This is a genomic window from Microcoleus sp. ARI1-B5 (assembly GCF_036705795.1).
Taxonomy (GTDB): domain Bacteria; phylum Cyanobacteriota; class Cyanobacteriia; order Cyanobacteriales; family Microcoleaceae; genus Microcoleus.
Genome location: NZ_JAUBVK010000001.1, coordinates 568017 through 590118 on the forward strand (window position 1 = coordinate 568017; position 22102 = coordinate 590118).

Sequence of the window (22102 nt, forward strand, 5' to 3'; positions counted from 1 at the left end):
GCTTTAATTACTTTTGCCATTCTTTCTGTTTTTTACGAGCAGATTGCAGCCATTTTTGAGATTCGGGATAAACAGTTGTCCCAGGTTTGACGGATTCTAATTGATTGATAATTTGTTGCAATTGTCCGAGGGAGTTACCGGGATTTTGACTGGGAGAATTTAAGTTATTTTGCAAACTTGCAAACAAGCTTTTAGCTTCTGTCAAAGCTTTTTCAGAATCCTTTTCTGTTTGCAGTCTAATCTGGGCAATTCCTAAATTTTTCTGATATTCAGCGAGTTTGGTTTGAGCGTCGAGATAGCCCGGATTATCGACAGGAACCATTTTCAATCGGTTAATTCCTTCTTCCCACAATCCTGCTATTTGCTCCCACTGGGCGGCTGGATGCGGCGGTTTTTGGGAAGCGACGGCGGCGGAAAGAGCAAATTCTTTGGCTGCTTCGATTAAGTTGTCGGCGTGGAGGGAACCGGTGGCGACGCCTCCCATTGCTTGAAAGTCTCTTTCTGCTGCTTGGAGTTTTTTCTTAGCTGTTTCTCCGGCGAGGGTTTCTGCGGGAATTTGATTGAGTCGATCGATCGCACTTTGCCAATTTCCCGTCGCTTTTTGCCTGTCAGCGGCAGTTTTTGCTTGCTGGTACTGCTGTTTCGCCGCGTTGAGAGTTTGTTCGGCTCGATCTAACTCAGTAAAAGCATTTTTTTGCTGGAAAATCTGAGCATCCATCCGCCCGATATTTTTGCGGGCTGCTTGAAATTCATCGAGTGTAAACCGCCAAGTGCAACGGGAAAAAGAGCAGTACCTCTTTGGGTAATAGCCGAGGAACCACACCGGCAAAGCATCAAGGTGTTTTTGCGCTTCTTTGACTTTTGTTTCGCCCAAGTCGAAATCTGCCGCAGCCGTAGCTTTGTTAACCAGTTGATCGGATTGTTCCACAAGGGCGATCGCCTGTCGGTAATTGTAATCCATACTGATAAAGCTGGGCCAAAGCAAGATCGGCAGGGTGTTCGCCACGGGCCACCGAATCATCGGGAAAGGCAAGTTAATCAGCCAAATTATCCCCGCCCCAGCGCCCAACAAACCGCCAGCCAAGAGGATTTTATCGAACAATCCGGGCGCGCGGTTGGCTTTGACGGCAGCTTTGAGAGCTTCTTCGCTGAAATTGGGGAATTCGTCTTTGAAGGCATCGCGGATTTCTTCTCTGGATGCGAAAGTGCCGTTTTGCGATCGCAACTTCTCCAGCCGCTTCATCACCATCTTGCGGTACACTGCACCCGCCAGAGCATCATCAGCCGCGCACTTGTCAACTTGGGCCCGTAAAATGTCAAAAGCTCGATCGGTAAGACGCGCCATAAAACTCACCTATTCCCTTTTAATTATTCTACAGGTTGTTCGCCGAGATAATTGTTAAAATATATAAAGACCACATCAAATAATCCGAATTTAAGTTCATGCCAACTGCTTTAATCACCGGTGCTTCTGGCGGAATTGGTGCAGCCTTTGCCGCCGAATTAGCCAAACGCCAGCACAATTTAATCTTGGTAGCTCGTTCCGAAGCCAAATTGCAGCAGCTAGCTGCTCAACTGCAACAGGACTTCAATATTTTGGTCGAAATTATCGTTCAAGATTTGACGGCGCCAGGAGCCACAACTGCTGTATTTGATGCGGTTGTTCAAAAAGGTTGGACGGTTGATTTGCTGGTGAACAATGCGGGTTTTGGGGATTACGGTGCTTTTGCCGATCGCCCTTTAGCAAAACAAGTAGGAATTCTGCAACTGAATATTGTAGCATTAGTTGAACTATCGCACTTATTTTTGTCTGGAATGCGGCAGAGAAAATCTGGAAGTATCATCAATGTGGCTTCTATTGCAGCCTTTCAACCGATGCCGTACCTATCAATTTATGCAGCAAGTAAAGCCTTTGTGTTGAGTTTCAGCGAGGCACTTTGGGCGGAAAACAAAGATTTAGGAATTCGGGTTTTAGCACTTTGTGCCGGTCCCACAGAATCCGATTTTTTTAAAGCAGCAGAATTTCCCGAAGCTCTGGCATCTAGCAGCGGGCAAAAACTCGTTTCCGCCGAGGAAGTAGTGCGAGATGGACTCAAAGCTTTAGACAAAAATCAGTCTAACGTCGTGACTGGCGGATTCCCGAATCCCATAATCGTAAATATGCCCCGATTTATGCCGCGAGAACTTTTGGTAAACTCGATAGCCAAGCTGTTTCGGCGTTAACAATTTGCAGGTAAGCCCGCCCGGAACTCAAGTTCCGGGCTAATAGCGAAAGTCGGTTTCAACCGACTGCACAGCTAGATTAAATAATCGCGAACTTCATATCATCTCCGGTCAATTACCCGTAATAAAAAAGGTTTGTAGTGAGGACTTTAGTCCTCTGATTATAAGGACTAAAGTTCTCACTACAAACTCATCTTATTGTGTTCGTTCTCTTCGGACATGATATCAGTCCTCTTTGAGAGGACTTTTGCTATGAGACAGGGGTTTTCAACCCCTGTCGGACTCCGGCACTTACCCGCGTCCCAATTCCAAATTCTCCAAATTACAAGTATCGAGTTAACTGCACTCGATAGCGTTCTTTTTTTGTTACCATAACTTCCCCAATTTCCAATCTTCCTTTGCCGGTAACAGCGATTAAATCTCCAGACTTAACGTTATAACTAGCTTGGGTGATGTCTTTCCAATTAACTCGCACGTCGCCTCTGTCAATGAATTCAACCATTTTGCTGCGAGACATTGCGAATCCCGCCGAAGCTACAGCATCCAATCTCATCGATGCTTCAACGGTTGTCATTTCTTTCTTTTTGGGTTCTCTAATTTTGAGTTCGCTCAACTCAATGCGCCGAGTTTTCACGGGAACCGATCGCACTTGCTGCAAACTCATCTCCAAATACTCTACCATTTCGGGCATGACAATCGCTTGCGCGCCGCGTTCGCCCAACACGATGATATCGCCCGTTTTCTCGCGGACAATTCCCGTACCCAGCATCGCCCCCAAAAAGTCGCGGTGGCTGGCGGTGTCGAAGAGGAAATTGCCAGCGATTTCTACCGCAGCAATGTTAACCGCTTCAGAGTCGATCGGGATATCCGATCGCGCGATCGCAATTCTTTGCCTTTCAGCTTGCGGGTAGCCGCCCCAAGCCACTAATTCCACATCAGTTAAGCGCTTAAACACCGTCAGAGTATCCGCCAACTCCGGCGGCGACAGAAAATCAGTCTGACTAACTTCCCAAGTTTTAATTGCTTGTTCCGCTTGGTCGATCGCCCGCGCCACGCATTCGCGGTTTTCGATACCTTTTAACAGTTCTTCTCTTTGCAACATCAGTCAATTTTAGATTCTAATTTGAGATTGCCAAACCTTGCTGTAACTAAAAAGTCTACTTCTTTAACAGTCGCACTACTTTAATTATAGTCTAAAATCATCCAACAACGATATTAGGATTTTTGGTACTGGTAAAGCTGATATGATAAACAGTGTTATTATGCCTAATGTATGAAGTCTTCAAGTTTAAGCAAGGTTAATATTTCAACGCGGTTGCTGTCTCAGGAAGCAGCCGAACCGTTGAAACAAGCGCTACAGGATCGAAGCCTTGTACCCGAGGAAGCAGCCGCATTACTAGCAGCAGGCGAACAGCGCGCCATTCCTGCCATCAGCAAAAATGCAGCGTTGCTCCAGGAAATTCAGCATCGAGTGCAAAGCTTGCCATCTTTCCATTCCCTGCTACAGGGCGATAGCCGAAACTTGACACATATTCCCGATGAAAGCGTGCATCTGGTAGTCACATCGCCCCCGTACTGGAATTTAAAAGAATATCTCAAAAACCCAAACCAGCTTGGGGAAATAGCAGACTACGAACAGTTTTTGCAAGAGCTCGATCGAGTATGGCAGCAAATATGGCGCGTTTTAGTCCCCGGCGGACGGCTGGTGATTGTCGTGGGCGATGTCTGTGTTGCGCGCCGGCGTTTTGGCAGGCACATGGTATTTCCCCTGCACGCCAGCATTCAGGAACACTGCCGCCATCTGGGATTTGATAACCTCGCACCGATTATCTGGTACAAAATCGCCAATGCTTCCCTAGAAGCAGCCGGAAATGGCACCAGTTTTCTCGGCAAGCCTTACGAGCCCGGAGGTGTCATCAAAAACGATATCGAATTTATCCTGATGCAGCGCAAACCGGGCGGCTACCGCAGCCCTACCCTCACAGCCCGGGTATTGTCCGTGATACCGGAAACTCTGCACCGACAGTGGTTTCAACAAATTTGGCAGGATATCAAAGGCGCTTCCACCAAGCAACACCCCGCCCCGTATCCTTTGGAACTAGCAGAAAGGCTGGTGCGGATGTTTTCGTTTGCCGGGGACACGGTACTTGACCCGTTTATGGGGACGGGCACAACTTGCGTCGCCGCGGCCAACTGGGGACGCAACAGTATCGGGGTAGATGTTGAGCCCAATTACCATCAGATGGCGCTGAAACGGATGCAGGAGAGTTATGGTTTGCGCGTAGTTTATGACGGATTGATGGCGGAGGTTGCCGAATGACGGGACACTCGCCCATCATCCCCGATAATGTATTCCGGGAAGCGGTGCAGGGTTTTTGGGATACCCGCATCGCTCAAGCACAAGCCCAGGTGCTAGCAGGCAAAGTTGACCAAGGCAATCGCAGCGCGGTGACAGGAGGCAAACAGATGGACGGTTTCATCCTCACCCTGACGAATTTCCTGCTGGCTGCGGGTGTTCCTCAAAACCACATCCACGTTAAGAAAAGCCTAACTGTCATCCCAGGGTTTTTTCGGCCGACGAAGATGTATGATTTTCTGGTGGTAGACCCAGAAAAGCGACAACTCAAGGTAGTCATCGAGTTGAAAAGCCAGGTTGGCAGCTTTGGCAACAATTTCAACAACCGCACAGAAGAAGCGATGGGGGCGGCTCTCGACATCTGGACAGCTTACCGGGAAGGGGTGTTTGGCGAAGCACCTCCGCCACCGTGGTTGGGATATTTGTTTGTTTTGGAAGACAGTCCGGCTTCGCGCGCGCCGGTGCAGGTTGCCGAACCGCATTTCGCGGTTTTGCCGGAGTTTAGAGGGGCAAGCTATGCTCAACGCTACGAACTTTTTTGTCAGAAGATGGTGCGGGAAAGGCATTTCACGGCTGCTTGTTTTTTAGTGACAAACCGCGAACAGGCTGCACAAAATCCCAATTATACGGAGCCGTGTTCAGATTTGTCGGCAGCCAATTTTTTGCGGCAGCTTATCCGGCACGCGCTCTAGACTAGGTAACAGATTTTCTCTGTCCACCACCGAGAAAAATGCTTGTTTGCCAATTATAAAATATCAGTTAAATCCAACACAAAACCGGGCAGTACATCTTCACCTGACAGAGTTGCAGGTGCATCTAAAATTTCTACTTCTCTACCTTGACGCGAGATTTCCACTTGCCGATTTTTGCGATCGAGCAACCACCCCAAACGAGCTTTATTTTTCATATACAATTTCATTTTAGCCCGCAATTTTTCTAGGGAATCGGTGGTCGATCGCAATTCCACCACAAAATCGGGACAAATTGGCGCAAATTTCTCTTTTTCTGCGGGAGTTAAAGCGTCCCACCTGTCGCGCCGAATCCAAGCAGCATCGGGAGAAATATCTGCACCGTCGGGCAGTTTAAATCCAGTTGAAGAGTCAAAAGCAATTCCTAAATGTTTATTTTGACGGCTCCAAGATTGAAGTTGATAGGATAAGTCTATGTTGCGATTACCAGTCTCGCTACCAGTAGGCGACATAATAATTAATCCTCCAGTAGCAGTACGCTCAAACCTGAAATCTCGGTTTTCTTGACACAAGTGAAAAAATTGTTCGTCAGTTAGATCGATTGTTAATTCGAGGGGAGAAGATAAAGCGATCGTTTGAACTTCCATCGGTTTCTCCAAATATCAAGTAAGGTTAAATATTCTGGTGTAACACAACCTTAATCCAAGTCAATATTAGATTGTTTCCATAATACTAACTTGGAATTTTTAACCGCAGATGAACGCAGAGGAACGCCGATGAGAATTAAGTCTCTGTATAACCTTGCATATTTTCCGGTTCAAACTGCTGCAAAATATTAGCTGCTTTCTCGGTCAAATCGTCATTACCTTTAACCGCAATCAAAAATTTGCCCGCATTTAAACGGTTGCGGTAGGGCAAAGCATCGCCGCTACCAAAAGCCATTCCTCCTGCACCGCCCACAAACACGCTGCCCATCCCGGCCGCGATCGCACCGAGCACTCCGCCGATCGCGTGATCGCCAATTTCGCCCGCCCAAGCAAAAGTCTTCAACTCAGTCATCAAGCTGAAAGTAACGCCGGCAATAAAGCCAAACGGTATCAGCCAAACAGCCATGAGTTTCGCTTGTTTCTTCGCTTGCTGGTTGGGGTCGATCAAGCCAAATTCATCAGCAGTTTTGTAGCCGCGGCCCAAAATGCTTACTTGTTTCATGGGTAAGCCTTCTTTTTCGAGGGCGCAATAGGCAGCTTCGGCTTGCATTCGATCGGGCAGTACGGCGATAAGATAATTCATTGACAAGAATTCCTGATAGTTAGGTTCGGATACCCGGAATTCATTATAGCCTGAAAAGACTTACTAGCTAAGCAATTGGGGTTTTTCTAGACTGCTGCGCCGGTGCGATCGCCCGCAAAGCTAAAATATTTCAAGCAAAAACCACCGACTTTGACCGAATACAGATACAATTCAAACTGCACAAAGGCACGCTTGAGCTGAGCTGTTAGATACTGCTCCTTGTCTAAGTCTAAGTCTCAACTTTGAGCTCGCCAACGCTCGGCCTATTTTTACTATTGCACTCAATTGCTTGCTATGCCTAAAGTTCTAGTATCCGATCCGATCGACCAAGCCGGAATTGACATCCTCTCCCAAGTCGCGCAAGTTGACGTAAACACTGGACTTTCAGCCGAAGAGCTGGTGAGAATTATTCCAGATTACGATGCTTTAATGATCCGTTCAGGCACCCAAGTTACCAAAGAAATCATTGAAGCCGGAAATCTGCTCAAAATCATCGGTAGAGCCGGCGTCGGCGTAGATAATGTCGATGTACCCGCCGCTACCCGCAAAGGAATTGTAGTCGTCAACTCCCCCGAAGGCAACACGATCGCCGCCGCCGAACACGCGATCGCCATGATGCTCTCGATGTCCCGCCACATCCCCGAAGCCAACGCATCCGTCAAAAGCGGTAAATGGGAACGCAACCGCTTTATCGGCGTAGAAGTTTACAAAAAAACCCTCGGTATCGTCGGTTTGGGCAAAATCGGCTCCCACCTCGCCACCGCAGCCAAAGCAATGGGCATGAAACTGCTCGCTTACGATCCCTTCATCTCCACCGAAAGAGCCGAACAGTTGGGCTGCCGCTTGGTAGAGCTCGAACTGCTGATGCGCGAATCCGACTACATCACCCTGCACATCCCCAAAACGCCGGAAACCCTGCACTTAATTAACGCCTCTGTGCTGTCGAAGATGAAGCCCACGGCCCGGATCATTAATTGCGCCAGAGGTGGCATCATCGACGAAGCAGCCCTGGCAGAAGCCATTAAATCAGGTCAGATCGCCGGTGCAGCGATCGATGTTTACGAACATGAGCCGCTGGAAGCTGATTCTCCGCTGCGGAATGTCGGCCAAAATATCGTGCTGACGCCTCACTTGGGAGCTTCCACGGCTGAAGCTCAGGTAAATGTGGCGATCGATGTTGCCGAACAAATTCGCGATGTCCTGTTGGGACTCCCCGCGCGATCGGCTGTCAACATACCGGGAATCTTCCCAGACTCGATCGAAAAACTCAAACCCTACCTGCAACTCGCCGAAACCCTAGGCAACCTCGTCAGCCAGCTAGCCGGAGGCCGAGTCGATTACCTCAACGTCCAACTCCAAGGCGAATTGGCCAGCAACCAAAGCCAGCCCGTAGTCGTCGCCGCCCTCAAAGGCCTGCTCTCCCAAGCCCTGCGAGAGCGCGTTAACTACGTCAACGCCAGCATTGAAGCCAAAGAACGCGGAATTCGGGTCGTTGAAACCAGAGATGCCTCGATTCGCGACTACACAGGCTCCCTGCACCTCTCGGCCAAGGGAACTCTCGGCGAACACACAGTTACAGGTGCAGTGCTCGGCGAAAGCGAAATTCGGATTACCAGCGTTGACGATTTCCCGGTCAACGTTTCCCCCACTCACCACATGCTGTTTACCCTGCACCGCGATATGCCGGGGATTATTGGCAAAATTGGTTCCCAATTGGGCAGTTTTAATGTCAATATTGCCAGTATGCAAGTAGGCCGTAAAATCGTCCGCGGCGATGCGGTGATGGTTTTGAGCCTCGATGACCCTCTGCCAGAGGGGATACTGGCCGAGATCCTCAAAGTTCCGGGGATTCGGGATGCTTACACGGTAACTCTTTGAAGGATTTTAGATTTTAGGTTTTGAATGCAGGGACTGATAATTGGTAATTCAGTAATTGGTAACGGGTAATTGGCAAGAAAACTGGAATTTTTTCTATTACGTCAATCCTGACCGTCAAGTCCCCAGTCTCCCTGGGCCAATCTAAAATCTAAAATCGTTACACGGTAAATCTTTGAAGGATTTTAGATTTTAGGTGCGGCCTATCGAAAATCTTCAATGCGAAAATCGAAAATCGTTACACGGTAACTCTTTGAAGGATTTTGGAGTGGAGATTTTCGATGCAAGGACTGATAATTGGTAATGGGTAATTGGTTATTGGTAATTGGCAAGAAAGCTGAAATTTTTCTATTAGTCAATCCTCATTCCTGACTCCCCACTTCCCAGTCTCCAGTTCCAGACCGGCGAATCTAAAATCTAAAATCTAAAATCTAAAATTAAGTTAATGGCACATAGCTGGTGGGAAATTAGAATTATTTGCGATCCGGCGCTGGAAGATATCATCTTTTGGCGTCTGGAACAATTTAACTGTCGGGGAACTGCCACTGAGATCAAAAGCAATTCCTGCCTGATGTCGGGTTATTTGCCCGAAGAACAGGCCCGATTGCTGGATTTGGCCGCCCTGTCTCTGTGGCTGCGCCAAGATGCTTTGTGTGCAGGTTTGCCCTTACCTGCGATGCAGTGGGATTTGATTGAAGAGGAGGACTGGGGCAGCAGTTGGAAGCAGCACTGGCAGCCTCAAGAAGTGGGCGATCGATTTTTAGTTAATCCGGCTTGGCTCCCGGTACCGACTGATACCGATCGCCTAGTCTTGCGCTTAGATCCCGGTGTCGCTTTCGGTACGGGCGCTCACGCTACGACTCAACTGTGTTTGGAGTCGCTGGAAATGCGTCTCGGTTTTGACGACAGCAAGTCCATCGTTGCTGATATCGGCTGCGGCTCGGGCATTTTGTCGATCGGCGCGGTTTTGCTCGGAGCCACAAAGGTTTATGCTTTGGATACAGACCCCTTGGCCGTGCGATCGACAATTAGCAACCGACAGCTCAATCGCATTAAACCGCAGCAGTTGGTAGCAGAGCTCGGAAGTATCGATCGGCTCATCCAAATGACCGGCGGTCCGATCGACGGTTTGATGTGCAATATTTTAGCAGAAGTAATCATTGATTTGATACCGCAGTTCACCGCCATTAGCAAGCCGAATACTTGGGCAGTTCTCAGCGGCATTTTGCTCGATCAAGCTAAACCAATTGCGGACACCCTCGAACAGCACGGCTGGATTGTCGCTACTCTGTGGAAGCGCCAAGATTGGTGCTGTTTCAATATTCGGCGGAGTTAATAATAGGTAATAGTTAATAGGTAATAGGTAATAGGTAATAGGTAATTGGTAATTGGTAGGGTGCGTCAGCTAGCATAATTCAATTCACAAGCAATCAGATATTAGCTGACGCACCTTACAGCAGTTGGGTTAGATAATGGCAGCCGAATAATTAAAATAGAGAAATTATATTAAGTTCGATCGTTCGGACTTTAGTTTTTCTTCAGACCGGGAGAGAAAACTAAAGTCCGAAGGATCGAACCAATTTTATAGGGGTCGATCGACCGCCGATGAAATTAGAGAACGAAGGGAAAAAGACACATATCCAATCCAGTAAAAACAATTAACCAAAATTAACAATATCTTACCACCATAAGAGTTAACAAAACCAAAAACGCGGAAAGTTGACAGCAGCACCAACAACATTTCCACCAGAGAAACAATTGACCCGTAGTGCTTCCTATCCCAATAAGAAATCGGACTGATAAAACGGTAATTGCTGAACGGAAAAAAGTGCCGGTGAGCGTCATCATTATGCACCGGCCAATCTCCCAAAGAGTGCAAAATCATACTCAAAAACAGAATTTGCACATTTTGCCAACCGAAATAATAAGCAATTAACCAACCAATAACCGCCAGGGGAATCGAATGAAACAAAGCAACAATATTTTGGTTCAAAGGCTCATAGTATGCTTCCGACCAGATTTTAGCTTCCGGCAAGCGAGCAATGTACTTCGCCCAAAAGTAAAATAAAAATATCGGGATATCCGGTAAGATTCCGCCGATCGCAATAATCAGATTAAATTGCGGCAGTTGCGGTTTACCCAGAATAGCCAGATTGATAATAGCGTGACTGGGAGTTTTCATAAGTAGGGTGCGTCAGTCGATTTTAGATTTTAGATTTTAGATTTTAGATTTACCGAACTGATGAATCTGGAGCTGGAACACGAGTCTAAAATCTTGGGCTCGACCCTCATGAGTGTCGGGGGCTTATACCCGTTTTGAGGCGGGATCGGGAACCATTATTTTGTCCGCAATCTATCAGATATTGGCTGACGCACCCCTGCGTGTGAGATAATCGGCTGTGGTTACAAGTGAGGTTGCAGTCGATCGATCAACTGCGCCGGCTGCAATACTCCCTCAATGCGATCGACCTCAACGCCATTTTTGAACAGCACCAAAGTCGGCAAAGCATAAATGTGATGCTGCGACGCCAACTGCTCGTACTTATCCGTATCAATCTTAACAACCATGAGCTTATCTTTCGTCTGACCGCTCACCTGCTCTAAAATCGGCACCATCATCTGACAAGGCCCGCACCAAGTAGCATAAAAATCTACCAGTACCGGCAAATCAGAGCTCGATAGTAACTCCTCAAAACTGTTGAACTGTTTTTGAACTGCCATCTTAAAAAAGTGGTAAAGGGACACCAATTATAGCCGAAGGGTTAACGAGTGGGAAATTGTCAGAACTCATTAGTATCAACTTAACCCCGAAAACCTTTGTATCTGTCGTTTATAACCTAGGCCAGATCCCCCTAAATCCCCCTTAAGAAGGGGAGTAGGGGTTGACGAAACAGAAGTGGACGGTTCCCCCCGAATCGTTGCGGGGGCGCCGGGGGGATCGAGGGTCCGATCGTCAGACAGTAGACCCGCACTACATTTGACGTGTTTGTTGACACTAATAGTCACAACGGAACCCAGCAAATCCGTATAAATTTTTTTGGTTCTGGATCGATTTTAGTGCAGAATTCTGTGAGCGTAGATTTGCGAGGACACAATTATGGAATTATTGCCAGAGACATATCAGCGATTGCGGGGTAAAGTTGCAGTAGTCACCGGTGCATCGCGGGGAATCGGCCGCGCCGTCGCTTTAGCATTCGCAGCAGAAGGCGCGAAAGTCGCCGTGAATTATGCCAGTTCAAGCGCTGCGGCTGATGAAGCGGTAGCAGAAATAATCGCAGCGGGCGGAGAGGCGATCGCCCTTGCAGCGGATGTCTCCAAAACTGACCAAGTGGATGCACTCATCAGTAAAGTCATGGAAAAATGGGGACGAATTGACATTTTGGTGAACAATGCCGGCATCACCCGCGATACTTTACTGCTGCGGATGAAGCTGGAAGATTGGCAAGCCGTGATTGATTTGAATCTCACCGGCGTATTTTTGTGTACAAAAGCAGTCAGCAAAATCATGCTGAAGCAGCGCAGCGGCCGAATTATTAATATTGCTTCGGTTGCCGGCCAAATGGGAAATCCCGGACAAGCTAATTACAGTGCCGCCAAAGCTGGAGTAATTGGGTTTACGAAAACCGTGGCGAAAGAGTTGGCCAGTCGCGCGATTACTGTAAATGCGGTTGCACCTGGATTTATCACCACAGATATGACCAAGGATGTCAAATCTGACGAGATTTTAAAGTACATTCCCCTGGGAAGATACGGCGAAGTTGATGAAGTTGCGGGCCTGGTGAAGTTTTTGGCGGCGGATGCGGCGGCGGCTTATATTACCGGGCAGGTTTTTAATGTTGATGGGGGCATGGTGATGGCTTAGGAGGGATTGTTTTAACCGCAGATGCACGCGGATGAACGCGGATATCTGCGGTTGTGAATTTATCTCAAATCCCTGTAGGGTGCTTATGGGTGCACCTTCCCCGATTCGACCACCTTCTTACTTTGACAAAACTCTTCAAAGAGTTCAAAAAAACTATTAAGAGCATCCCTCTCATCCTGAGAAAAAAAGAGAATTATATTCGCCCATGATTGAGATGAATCAATATTAAATTTTTTCTGTATCCACTCTTGAAATCCATCTAGGGCGTTTTCTTCTTTGAGAGGTATGCCAAGTTGGTACTGTGCCACATTATATCCCGACAAGAAAGCCTGAAGACAACTAATTGACACCTTGCCCAAATAGACTGAAGGTTTATTCTGGATTTTTTTGAGAAGCTCGGAGAGATTATCCATACAAACTATCCCGTTGAATCATTTATTGAATATTTCTTGAGTTATTAAAACTCGGTTTCTCTCACCGCAAAGTTGCCCTTAAAATCTTCAACAAGAGGCCCGCCACAACTCTGGAGCCAATCATCTTTAGGAATTCCATCAGGATAAAGGTTATCAAAAACTGTTTCAAGTGTTCCTAACTCTGTGGTTATTTCAACAACCGCACGTTGATGAAAACCCTTGGTGGCTATTTGGCGATCGCTCCCCGCTGGATTAGTGATAATTGAAAATGGCAGTCGGTCGGTTTCTGTGCTAATTTTTATTAGCTTACCCTGAATGCCCTCTCTAGTCAAGTAACTTTCGATTGCTTGGGAACAGGGAACGCATTGAAAGTTTCTATATCTTCTGGCAATCTGTTTAATTTCTGCAAGCTGCTCCTCATTCATAGGCTTATGACAAGTACACAACTTAATTATAACAAAATTATAGGCTCATATTAATATAAATTCACAATTCAAATAATTTCCTAATCCAATTCCGCGCCGCAGCAAATAAACTCATCAACTTTTTGACAAAACCCTGGAAAAAAGAACTTTTATCAACCTCGGAGATCTCCTCTATTTCCACCGGCAGCGGCGGCATTCCGACAACTTCGTAAAGCGGATATTCGCCGCTCTTTCCCGGAATTTGAACTGATACGCGCTGGTTGACGATCGCCAAATCCTTGATTTCCTGATAAGTCTCCTCGGAAATCAGCAAACTTGTTCCCACTTGCTTGTTTGCAGATTCAATCCTGCTGGCCAAATTTACCGCATCCCCGATCGCCGTTACCGTCTGATTTTTCGACGCCCCCAAATTCCCCACAACCGCCAAACCGCAGTGAATCCCAATCCCAATCCGCAACCGGTGGCGGTATAAAGTCTCAAAATAGGGATTGAGTTTGTCCAATTCCTCCAGCATCTCTACCCCAGCTCTCACCGCTTGCTCCGCCGCCTTCTCTGAGTTTTCCAACCCAAACAGCGCCATAAAACCATCGCCCATATAATTATTAATCATCCCGCCGTTGCGGTTGATAACATAACCCATTTTTTGGAAATAGCGATTTAAAATATAAATTACATCGTAGGGTAAAAGCGATTCTGCAAATGCCGTAAACCCTCGAATATCGGCAAACAAAATTGCAATTCTCTTTTCTTGACCCACAGGTGCAGAAATCAAGTTTCCGGCGATTTCGTCGTTAAATGTTTCCAAGTCTTCAGAATCGATCGCCAGCCTGCGCAAAATCACCTTCCCGCCCGCAACCTGCGTCTGACACCCCAGCCTAATTTCCGGTTCTAGGCGCAGTTTTTTCGCGAGCTCCTCTTCCGGCGATGTGCGGGGCGAGCAAAATTCTAAACCTTCGACAATTAAGACGCGACAAGTCGAACAGCGGGCGCTGCCGCCGCAGATGTGGGTGTGGGGAATGCCTGCACGCAGCGAAGCTTCCAGAATTATATCGTCGTCGTCTATCTCGATCGCGCGATCGTCCGGCAGATAGTGAATTTGCGGCATATGTGGCGTTTCTAGCTAATTAGGGAGGCATGGAGCGGACATCTGTTATTGCAGCGACTCTATCTGCAAACCCGGTTTCTCAACATCTTTTCTGCATGGCCTGATTCCTTAACTATAAGTCGCGATCGACACTTGCTTCTGGTGCCGTCACCTCAACCGCCAAACAACCTCAGCCTTAAATAGGCGATCGCACCCTGAAAACACGCCAATTCCAGCTTCATTAAAGCCTGTGGAATTAATCTCAAATCTCCCATCTAAAATCCTCAATTGACCGACATAATTCTTAATAAATTTAAGATAGCCTAAAACCCAATAAATGCGTTATCCAATCGCCGTCAACCGCCATATATTTTGAGGATTTTGCAGACTTTTTCTGTGCAAACCTTAGTTGGTAATAGTTTCAGCTTTTTGGCTCCCTAACAACCAGCAAATTTGCGTGAGATAGAATAGCAGCATCTTTAAAACCCGTATAACCATGAGTTCATCAACAGCCCTACAAAACATCGAACAGCACATCCCGCTCGTGGGAAATATCCATACCAAAAGTCCGATCGCCTACCGAGCAACCCGCGTCGCAGTTAGTGCAGTTAACGCGGTGCAAATGGCAGTAGCAGAGTCTTATATCAACGGCTTAGAAGTACCGGATTCTGTATTGCGATCGCTTTTTGATACCTGTATGCCCGTCTTTTTTAAGTATTTTCCCTCCCTCCTCGCACCCTACGAATGGGTACTCACAGAAACAGATCGTACCGCCGAAGGGCCGCCGGATTTAATGAAGATTCAGTACGACTTACCTCAAGCTATGCTGAATCCGATGTTAGGCGACGGGAAACTCATTTATCCTAAATACAGCATGGGATTGTGGGAAAAAGGAGCCGCCAACCTTGAACAATCGCAAATGCAGATGATTGATGATGTGATTGAAAAGCTAGAGATTCAGGATGGCGACAATATTTTAGACTTTGGCTGCGGTTGGGGTTGCGTTCCCAATTACATTCTTTCCAAATTCCCCAATGTCACCTTTACCGGGATTAACCTCAGCCACCACCAATGCGAGTATATGCGTCAGAAGATGCAAGACCCAGAAAGCTACCTTAGTTCCGGTCGATTTACCCTATATGAAGGAGATTTGAACGAGGCCCAATTTGAGACAAAATTTGACAAAATTCTCTCCATCGGAGTTTTTGAGCATGTAGGCAATTTAACGAAAGCTTTCCAAAAGCTGGCATCTTTCCTGAACGATAATGGCAAAGTTTTAATTCACATCATCACAGTTCGCACCCCTAACAACATATCCAGCGTTTTCACCCACAAATACATTTTTCCCCACGGCCGTTACTGGAAATATGATGCTGTTCCCAGCCACAACAAAGACCTCAAAACCCTAAAACAATGGTATCTCAACGGATACAATTACTCTAAAACCTTTGCTAACTGGTTGCAAAATTTTGACAACTCTCAGGCGACAGTCAAAGATTTAGACTACGGCATCGATTATGCCAAATTCCGCCGCATCTGGCGGTTTTACTTGATTTGGTTTGTGGCTAATTTCGCCAGTTGCGATGGTGAATATAACGGCAACGGTCAATATTTAATGGTTCATGCCTAATCGCTGACACTCCAAGACGCACAAACCGGGTTTTTTAACCCCCATACTTCGTTCAAACTCTCAATCACAGTGAAAAAACCCGGTCGATCAAAGCCGGAGTGCGTCCAGGAATAGCCCAGAGGTGATGTCCGGCTAATTACCCATAATTAGCCCGTGTTTTTAATGAAGACTAAAGTCCTCCGTGTTCGATCGTTCGGAATGCAAGTCCTCTTTCTAGGTATGAATAAAACCCTTCGCCCTGACTGCGAGTTTAATTATGGTTAGATAAGCAGACAGGAACTCCTATTAAGTCCGGTCAATCACTCATGATAAAATTGTTGGCGATGATTTTTCGGATTTTGAGGACTTCAGTCCCAACGATCAAACTTAATTATGGTTAGATAACCGAACACGAACTCATTTGTTCTAATAGCCGTTGGCAAAAAATCATGGTACAGTAGGTAGACTTGTACGAAAGCAAACCGAAGCTACTGTTGCATAGCTTTTTTGAATTAGCATAACTTTTGCTTGGCTCAATGGCTTTGAGTTCGGGACGAAGCTGCTCGACTGATTATTCCACCAAAATCCCCGTGCTTGGAGAGTTGCGACTGGTAGCAGCAAAATAACTCGAAACTGTCCGGAGCGCAATTGCCAATCTGCGAACTATGATTATATCAAGTTCTCTTATACAGTCACAAGACTGGGTTCATCCAATACCCTATCTGTGGTAATTTTTACCTATATATTACTACAAAATAAGGGTTAAAATTGATAACGGATAAAAATCATGAAACCTTCCCTTCCTCAAGACGACGCGAACAAACAACAGCGCAGCGATTACTTAACTCGCCAGCAACAAGCTTACCAGTTTGACTATAACAGTTTATCACCTTTGGCCTTATTAAAAACCGTGCCAGCGGTCGAGAATTTTTCGAGCGACTATATTGGAGAACGGATAATAGCAACCTCTGAACTTCCTGTAAATATGTTGGCAGTCCAGGCGAGATCTTTTCTAGATCCTCTCGACGAACTCCAAGACTATGAAGACTTCTTTCCCGTGATCCGGCTGCCTCAAGTTGCCAAGACTTACCAAACCGATCGCTCTTTTGCCGAACAGCGCTTGTCAGGGGCAAATCCGATGGTGCTTCGCCTCTTAGATGCCAGCGATCCCCGGGCAGAAATCCTCACCAAACTCGACAGCAAGCAGCCATTATTGGAGATACCCAAACAGTTGCGGGAAAAAAGTATTTACATTGCCGATTACACGGGTACTGACGCAAACTATCGCGCGCCTGCTCGAATTCAAGGAGGCACCTATGAAAAAGGCAGGAAATACTTGCCGAAACCCCGTGCTTTCTTTGCTTGGCGGTGGACGGGAGTGCGCGATCGGGGTGAAATGGTACCCCTTGCCATCCAACTAGACCCCAAACCGGGCAGCCATCTCTACACCCCGTCCGATCCGCCCCTCAATTGGTTTTTTGCCAAACTCTGCGTGCAAGTCGCAGATGCCAATCACCACGAAATGAGTTCGCATTTAGGTCGAACCCATCTTGTTATGGAACCGATCGCGATCGTCACAGCCCGACAGTTAGCTGAAAATCATCCCCTCAGCTTACTGCTCAAACCCCACTTTCGCTTCATGTTGACCAACAACAATCTCGCACGCAATCAGTTGATCGCCCCTGGAGGCCCAGTCGATGAGTTGCTAGCAGGAACCTTGCCAGAGACAATCGACATCAGCAGGGAAGCCTGCACTAACTGGAGTATCGATCAATTTGCCTTCCCAACGGAACTTAAAAATCGGGGAATGGACAACACAACTCAACTACCTCACTACCCTTACCGAGATGATGGATTGCTGCTTTGGAACGCAATTAAAACCTTTGTATCCGGCTACCTAAAACACTTTTACTCGACAAAGCAGAAACTTACCGATGATACCGAACTGCAACGCTGGGCGCAAGAATTATCCTCCCAGACAGGGGGTAAAGTCAAAGGAATGCCACAGCGCATTGACGATGTTCAACAATTGATTGAAATTGTCACAACAGTGATTTTCACCTGCGGGCCGCAGCATTGTGCTGTGAATTATACGCAGCATCAATACATGAGTTTTGTCGCCAATATGCCTTTGGCTGCCTACCGGGATATTCCGGGAATTACCAAGTCCGATATTCCTGAAGTAATTACGGAACTGAAGCTTCTACAGTTGCTTCCGCCCTACAAAAAAGCTGCCGACCAACTGCAAATTATGTTTACTTTGTCAGCTTATAAATATGACCGTTTGGGTTATTACGATAGATCTTTCCGAGAACTCTACCGTGCCACCTTCGACGAAGTTTTTGAGGGAACTCCGATCCAACAGTTAGTCAGACAGTTTCAGCAAGATTTGAATATGGCAGAACAGAAGATTGATGCCAACAATAAAAAGCGATTAGTGCCATATATTGCTCTCAAACCTTCTTTAGTGATCAATAGCATCAGCATCTAATACCAAATCCGCCTTAAAAACCGCCGAGTCAGCTCGACGGTTTTTAACACAATGCAGCCTAAAATAATATTATGTCCGCTGAATTTCCAGCAATCAAAATGGTTGGTTGTGAGGACTTTAGTTTTCTGATTTATAACGACTGAAATCCGCTGAATTCCCAGCAATCAGAATGGTTGGTAGTGAGGACTAAAGTCCTCTGATTTATAAGGACTGAAGTCCTCACTACCAAATTTTCGGACATGATATAACTGTATAAAAGCCGTAGAGTGCTTAGGGGCGCACCTTACTTTTTATATCATGTCCGGTCGATTACCATAACAAAAACGGTTTGTAGTGCCCCCGAAAGTCCGCAGCGTTTTGCGGACTTTCGGGGGCACGCGCGATCGTCGAATCTGATTGCGGTTAATCGATCGGACACGATATTACACATCGCTAAATTAGCATTTATATTCTTCCAAAATACTGCAATTTACGGACATTTTTCCTAGGGAATCAGTGAAGGTGACTTCATCTTTGTAATGCCGCGGCGTTTCTCTCAGCAACCGCCAAGCTTCCCCAGCATCGATTAAATTCATCCGATCGGGATAATGAATTTGTAACAACTCTTGCACCATCGGGTAATAGTCGGAGTTGATGCTGGGGAAAATGTGGTGCTCTGTGTGGTAAGAGAAATTCAAGTGCAGCAGGTCAAATATTTTAGGAACTCGCAGCGAAGCACTATTGATCAGCGGGTCATTAATGGTGGTCATCCGACAACCCATATGGTTTGTATAGATGTAAAACATTGCTCCTGCATGACCGATCGCGATCGGCAAAATGTATGCCAGAGTAACTTTAATCGGGTTAAAGTCTAGGTAGAACAAGATGCCCAGATGAATTCCCAAGATTCCCAAACATTCCAAGGCGATTATCGATCGATCTTTCGGACTAACCGTAAACGCAGCCGGTACGTAATCCACAGATTTATCGTTGAATAACAAGACTGAGGACACGTTGCGGAAGTTATGCACCGCCCACGATCCAGCCATTCCGACAATCAACCACAGCGGATTGACTTCTACCGAGGGTACAAATAGATTTTGAATCCATTTTCCCCAAGTATCCGGTTGCTGGTGCAGGTAATTGCGATCGGGGTCTGCTAGGGAATTGGTGGTATTGTGGTGTACGAGGTTGTGCAGGGATTTCCACTGGGTAGGTGGCATCAATAGCATACTCAGGCCTAAAAAGGCGATCGGATATGTCAGGCGAGACTTTTTCTGAACGCTACCGTGCATCAAATCGTGGGAGCTAAATAGCAAAACTATGATACTATGGCCCATAATCGCGGCTAAAGGTAAGTAAAGCCATAAAAAATACACAGACCAGCGATCGAGATAGTCGGCAATTCCCCATCCCAGCAAGAGAATTCCCAGATTGATTAACAGGATTGCTAACTTGCTACGATCGGGTTCAAAGGCCTCTGCCGGCAGCAGCGGACGCAATTTTTTAGCATATGTCGATTGGTGAATTAGCGTTTCGCGATCGACAGTCTCGTCTAAAGAAATGAGCATTTTTTCAGAATTCATTGTTTGCTAATAACACCCTAATGTCAGTCAGATTATTTTTCCTATTTTAATTATATCTATTCTGGGATAATTTACTCTTTGCAAGTCACTGTTTTAGGGAATTTACAACTGTTGTCCCGACACTTGATACATATCACAAAAATGTAATTATTGGAAGATTTTAATTCTCAACAATCTGTATAGCAAATCCCATCTAACTGCTAAAATACATCCTATTTCTATAGATTTTGAATCTCATCTCATCTTGGCTTAATCACCTACAATAAAAGTTGGTTGTTGTAGTACGGCTATTAGTCTTTGTTTAATAAAAGCCGAGGCATAGGACTCAAGTCCTGACTACAAACTTTGTTAGAAAAAGATGCTCTGCCTTAAATTCAATTCCACAGCCCAACTACAAAATCTAACTCCCTAAAATTGTCCGTTACCTTGAACAATTTCTTTAATTGTCGTCAGCGTATCTAGCCCGATCAATCCCCGGCGATAACCTTTTTGGTTCGACATTCCCAAAAATATCGCATCTCCCCGATTTTGATAGCGCCAAAACCGAGGCGAGGCATTAATAAAAGTAGAGGCGCTGTTGACATCGAGAGCAAATTGGCGACTTTCTAAGTAAGATTCAGTGGCGATGGAGTCAGCGTGGCCGCTGCTGTAGCGGTTGATCCAGCCGATCGCAATTTCCAAGCTATCAACAACTTTAAACGCGATGGTTTTGTTTAAATAGGGTTGAGTCCACTCGTAGGGTTCAGCCAGCTTCAACTCGGGGAAATCTGCCACGAGATCCGCGTCGGCGCTAATTTGAAAGCCTTTTTCTTTTAAACTGTTCCACAGCCTGACTAAGGAAGAAGGCTTTTGATTGCGATCGATCAGCACTTTCTCGATCGCGTTTACCGGATCGGGCACGCTTTGATGGCTGTCCAAAATCATCCACCTTGCCATTTCCAAACTACCAGTCGGCGACCAATAAAGGTAACAATTGCCCATTGCCGATCGCAACACCGGCGCCGTGCACAGCCTTACCACCTGCTGCACCAAACTCGGTCTACCGTAGGGAATAATTAAATTGAGATATTGGTCTTGAGTGACCAAATCTCGGATCGAAGCGCCCCGATCCGGCGGCAGTACCTGCAAACATCCTGACGGCAAACCCACATCATCGATCGCCGAAACCAAAGCTTCTCCAATTACAGCATTAGTTTGCCAGCTTTCGCTGCCGCCTTTGAGAATCAAGCTGTTAGCGCTTTTGAGACACAAACCTGCCGCGATCGCCCCCAACTCGGGAAACGCCTCGTAAATTAGAGCGATCGCCCCCAGCGGCAGCGATTGACAGTACACCTGACAGCGATCGACCTGATACGAAGCATTGATCACTCTGCCGATCGGATCTGGCATTTCCCCCAACCGTTCCAGAATTTGCACAGTTGTCTTGATCCGTTCCGGCGTCAGCTTCAGCCACTCCACAATCAACTCGGGAATCGCCATATCCCGACTCGCTTCGAGATCCAGAGTATTTGCTTCTAAAATGTCATTTTGCCGGCGTTTCAGCGCTTGCGCCATCGCCTGCAAAGCAGCAGCACGATCCCTACTCTTTGTCGCCGCCAACTCCAAAGAAGCAAGATTTGCGCGGCGGGCGACATTTGCCCCATCTGATGAATGGCTAAAATCCTCTATTATCATCTAGCTAACGCCTGTAAGCCAGCCATACCATCAGCGCCGGCAGCATTGCTAGGAGCACTGCCACCATTGCCCACAGAATCACATTCGGGCCAGGCGAGTGCAGCGCCAGGGGCAACCAAATCACTAGAGGCACCAAAATCATCCCCAGGGCCAGCGGCAAGTAGTGCGCCTTCAAACCCGGATGCGCTCTGTTCCAATGTTTGCCCGTCCACCGCCAAGCCTGCTTGTAAGGATAGTTCGTTGATAGTTGCTCGATGACCTGTCCGCTTTCGTCCAATACAAATATTTGCTGACAGCGGTTGCAGCCAAATGCTTCTGTCAGCGTTATGGGCACGAGACGACCCCGGCGCCGGCAAGGGCACGGGTACTCATCGTTTAAGTCAATCTTGGGAGCTTTTTGAGATGGCACGAGCGATCGGATAAAAAAAGCGTTTTTGCAAAAATAATCGTTAACATATCCATTTAATCAAACTTGTCAATTCTGCCCTATCGAGGATTTCAACTGCCTGTGCCGAGCGATCGCCCGAGCGGCAATTGTGACTTGCA

Annotated in this window: 20 protein-coding genes; 8 read left to right on the plus strand and 12 right to left on the minus strand. The window is 46.8% G+C overall.

The genetic code is table 11. The features are described 5' to 3' along the window. Window positions 1–7 precede the first annotated feature (7 nt). Window positions 8–1345: a hypothetical protein gene (locus tag QUB63_RS02540; protein ID WP_332943200.1), complete on the minus strand. Its 1338-nt coding sequence runs from the start codon at window positions 1343–1345 to the stop codon at window positions 8–10. Window positions 1346–1443: 98 nt separating this feature from the next. Between QUB63_RS02540 and QUB63_RS02545 the strand changes: the two genes are divergently transcribed. Next, window positions 1444–2223, plus strand: coding sequence for an SDR family NAD(P)-dependent oxidoreductase (locus tag QUB63_RS02545; protein ID WP_332943201.1), 780 nt, complete (start codon window positions 1444–1446; stop codon window positions 2221–2223). 322 nt (window positions 2224–2545) lie between these two features. On the opposite strand, the gene QUB63_RS02550 is transcribed toward QUB63_RS02545, so the two are convergent. Then, window positions 2546–3325, minus strand: coding sequence for a photosystem II S4 domain protein (locus QUB63_RS02550; protein ID WP_332943202.1), 780 nt, complete (start codon window positions 3323–3325; stop codon window positions 2546–2548). A 171-nt stretch (window positions 3326–3496) separates the two neighbouring features. Here QUB63_RS02550 and QUB63_RS02555 point away from each other — a divergent pair, with 171 nt between their 5' ends. Beyond that, window positions 3497–4543: a DNA-methyltransferase gene (locus QUB63_RS02555; RefSeq protein ID WP_332943203.1), complete on the plus strand. Its 1047-nt coding sequence runs from the start codon at window positions 3497–3499 to the stop codon at window positions 4541–4543. Beyond that, window positions 4540–5271 (plus strand): PaeR7I family type II restriction endonuclease, encoded by a 732-nt coding sequence (locus QUB63_RS02560; protein ID WP_332943204.1) that lies wholly within the window; start codon window positions 4540–4542, stop codon window positions 5269–5271. The genes QUB63_RS02555 and QUB63_RS02560 overlap by 4 nt, the downstream gene beginning before the upstream one ends. 53 nt (window positions 5272–5324) lie before the next feature. On the opposite strand, the gene QUB63_RS02565 is transcribed toward QUB63_RS02560, so the two are convergent. Both QUB63_RS02565 and QUB63_RS02570 read right to left on the minus strand, forming a co-directional pair. After that, the gene (locus tag QUB63_RS02565; protein ID WP_332943205.1) at window positions 5325–5915 is read right to left on the minus strand and encodes a Uma2 family endonuclease; all 591 of its coding nucleotides are present in this window, start codon (window positions 5913–5915) and stop codon (window positions 5325–5327) included. Between the two features lie 136 nt (window positions 5916–6051). Continuing rightward, the gene (locus QUB63_RS02570) at window positions 6052–6558 is read right to left on the minus strand and encodes a hypothetical protein (RefSeq protein ID WP_332943206.1); all 507 of its coding nucleotides are present in this window, start codon (window positions 6556–6558) and stop codon (window positions 6052–6054) included. Window positions 6559–6852: 294 nt separating this feature from the next. On the opposite strand from QUB63_RS02570, the gene serA reads away from it, so the two are divergent. Then, the gene (gene serA / locus QUB63_RS02575) at window positions 6853–8436 is read left to right on the plus strand and encodes a phosphoglycerate dehydrogenase (RefSeq protein ID WP_332943207.1); all 1584 of its coding nucleotides are present in this window, start codon (window positions 6853–6855) and stop codon (window positions 8434–8436) included. 442 nt (window positions 8437–8878) lie between these two features. Continuing rightward, window positions 8879–9769, plus strand: a complete 891-nt coding sequence (gene prmA / locus QUB63_RS02580) for a 50S ribosomal protein L11 methyltransferase (RefSeq protein WP_332943208.1) — start codon at window positions 8879–8881, stop codon at window positions 9767–9769. A gap of 246 nt (window positions 9770–10015) precedes the next feature. Here prmA and QUB63_RS02585 read toward each other — a convergent pair whose 3' ends face one another. Both QUB63_RS02585 and trxA read right to left on the minus strand, forming a co-directional pair. Then, the gene (locus QUB63_RS02585) at window positions 10016–10615 is read right to left on the minus strand and encodes a hypothetical protein (protein WP_332943209.1); all 600 of its coding nucleotides are present in this window, start codon (window positions 10613–10615) and stop codon (window positions 10016–10018) included. A 221-nt stretch (window positions 10616–10836) separates the two neighbouring features. Then, window positions 10837–11154, minus strand: a complete 318-nt coding sequence (gene trxA / locus QUB63_RS02590; protein ID WP_332943210.1) for a thioredoxin — start codon at window positions 11152–11154, stop codon at window positions 10837–10839. Between the two features lie 376 nt (window positions 11155–11530). Between trxA and fabG the strand changes: the two genes are divergently transcribed. Further along, window positions 11531–12295, plus strand: coding sequence for a 3-oxoacyl-[acyl-carrier-protein] reductase (gene fabG / locus QUB63_RS02595; protein WP_332943211.1), 765 nt, complete (start codon window positions 11531–11533; stop codon window positions 12293–12295). 83 nt (window positions 12296–12378) lie between these two features. On the opposite strand, the gene QUB63_RS02600 is transcribed toward fabG, so the two are convergent. The 3 genes from QUB63_RS02600 to QUB63_RS02610 form a co-directional block, all read right to left on the minus strand. After that, window positions 12379–12708, minus strand: a complete 330-nt coding sequence (locus tag QUB63_RS02600) for a hypothetical protein (RefSeq protein WP_332943212.1) — start codon at window positions 12706–12708, stop codon at window positions 12379–12381. A 44-nt stretch (window positions 12709–12752) separates the two neighbouring features. Continuing rightward, the gene (locus tag QUB63_RS02605; protein ID WP_332943213.1) at window positions 12753–13133 is read right to left on the minus strand and encodes a papain fold toxin domain-containing protein; all 381 of its coding nucleotides are present in this window, start codon (window positions 13131–13133) and stop codon (window positions 12753–12755) included. A 61-nt stretch (window positions 13134–13194) separates the two neighbouring features. Beyond that, window positions 13195–14238: an adenylate/guanylate cyclase domain-containing protein gene (locus tag QUB63_RS02610; protein WP_332943214.1), complete on the minus strand. Its 1044-nt coding sequence runs from the start codon at window positions 14236–14238 to the stop codon at window positions 13195–13197. A 475-nt stretch (window positions 14239–14713) separates the two neighbouring features. Between QUB63_RS02610 and QUB63_RS02615 the strand changes: the two genes are divergently transcribed. Both QUB63_RS02615 and QUB63_RS02620 read left to right on the plus strand, forming a co-directional pair. Next, the gene (locus QUB63_RS02615) at window positions 14714–15847 is read left to right on the plus strand and encodes an SAM-dependent methyltransferase (RefSeq protein ID WP_332943215.1); all 1134 of its coding nucleotides are present in this window, start codon (window positions 14714–14716) and stop codon (window positions 15845–15847) included. A 766-nt stretch (window positions 15848–16613) separates the two neighbouring features. After that, complete coding sequence (locus QUB63_RS02620) at window positions 16614–18317, plus strand: lipoxygenase family protein (protein ID WP_332943216.1); 1704 nt, start codon at window positions 16614–16616, stop codon at window positions 18315–18317. A 437-nt stretch (window positions 18318–18754) separates the two neighbouring features. On the opposite strand, the gene QUB63_RS02625 is transcribed toward QUB63_RS02620, so the two are convergent. From QUB63_RS02625 to QUB63_RS02635, 3 genes are all read right to left on the minus strand, one after another. Continuing rightward, window positions 18755–19867 carry a fatty acid desaturase family protein gene (locus QUB63_RS02625; RefSeq protein WP_332943217.1) on the minus strand — a complete coding sequence of 371 codons (1113 nt, stop codon included), beginning with the start codon at window positions 19865–19867 and terminating at the stop codon, window positions 18755–18757. Window positions 19868–20290: 423 nt separating this feature from the next. Further along, on the minus strand, window positions 20291–21556 hold the full coding sequence (locus tag QUB63_RS02630; protein ID WP_332943218.1) for a glutamate-5-semialdehyde dehydrogenase: 1266 nt from the start codon (window positions 21554–21556) through the stop codon (window positions 20291–20293). Between the two features lie 4 nt (window positions 21557–21560). Beyond that, on the minus strand, window positions 21561–21965 hold the full coding sequence (locus QUB63_RS02635) for a hypothetical protein (RefSeq protein ID WP_332943219.1): 405 nt from the start codon (window positions 21963–21965) through the stop codon (window positions 21561–21563). Window positions 21966–22102 lie beyond the last annotated feature (137 nt).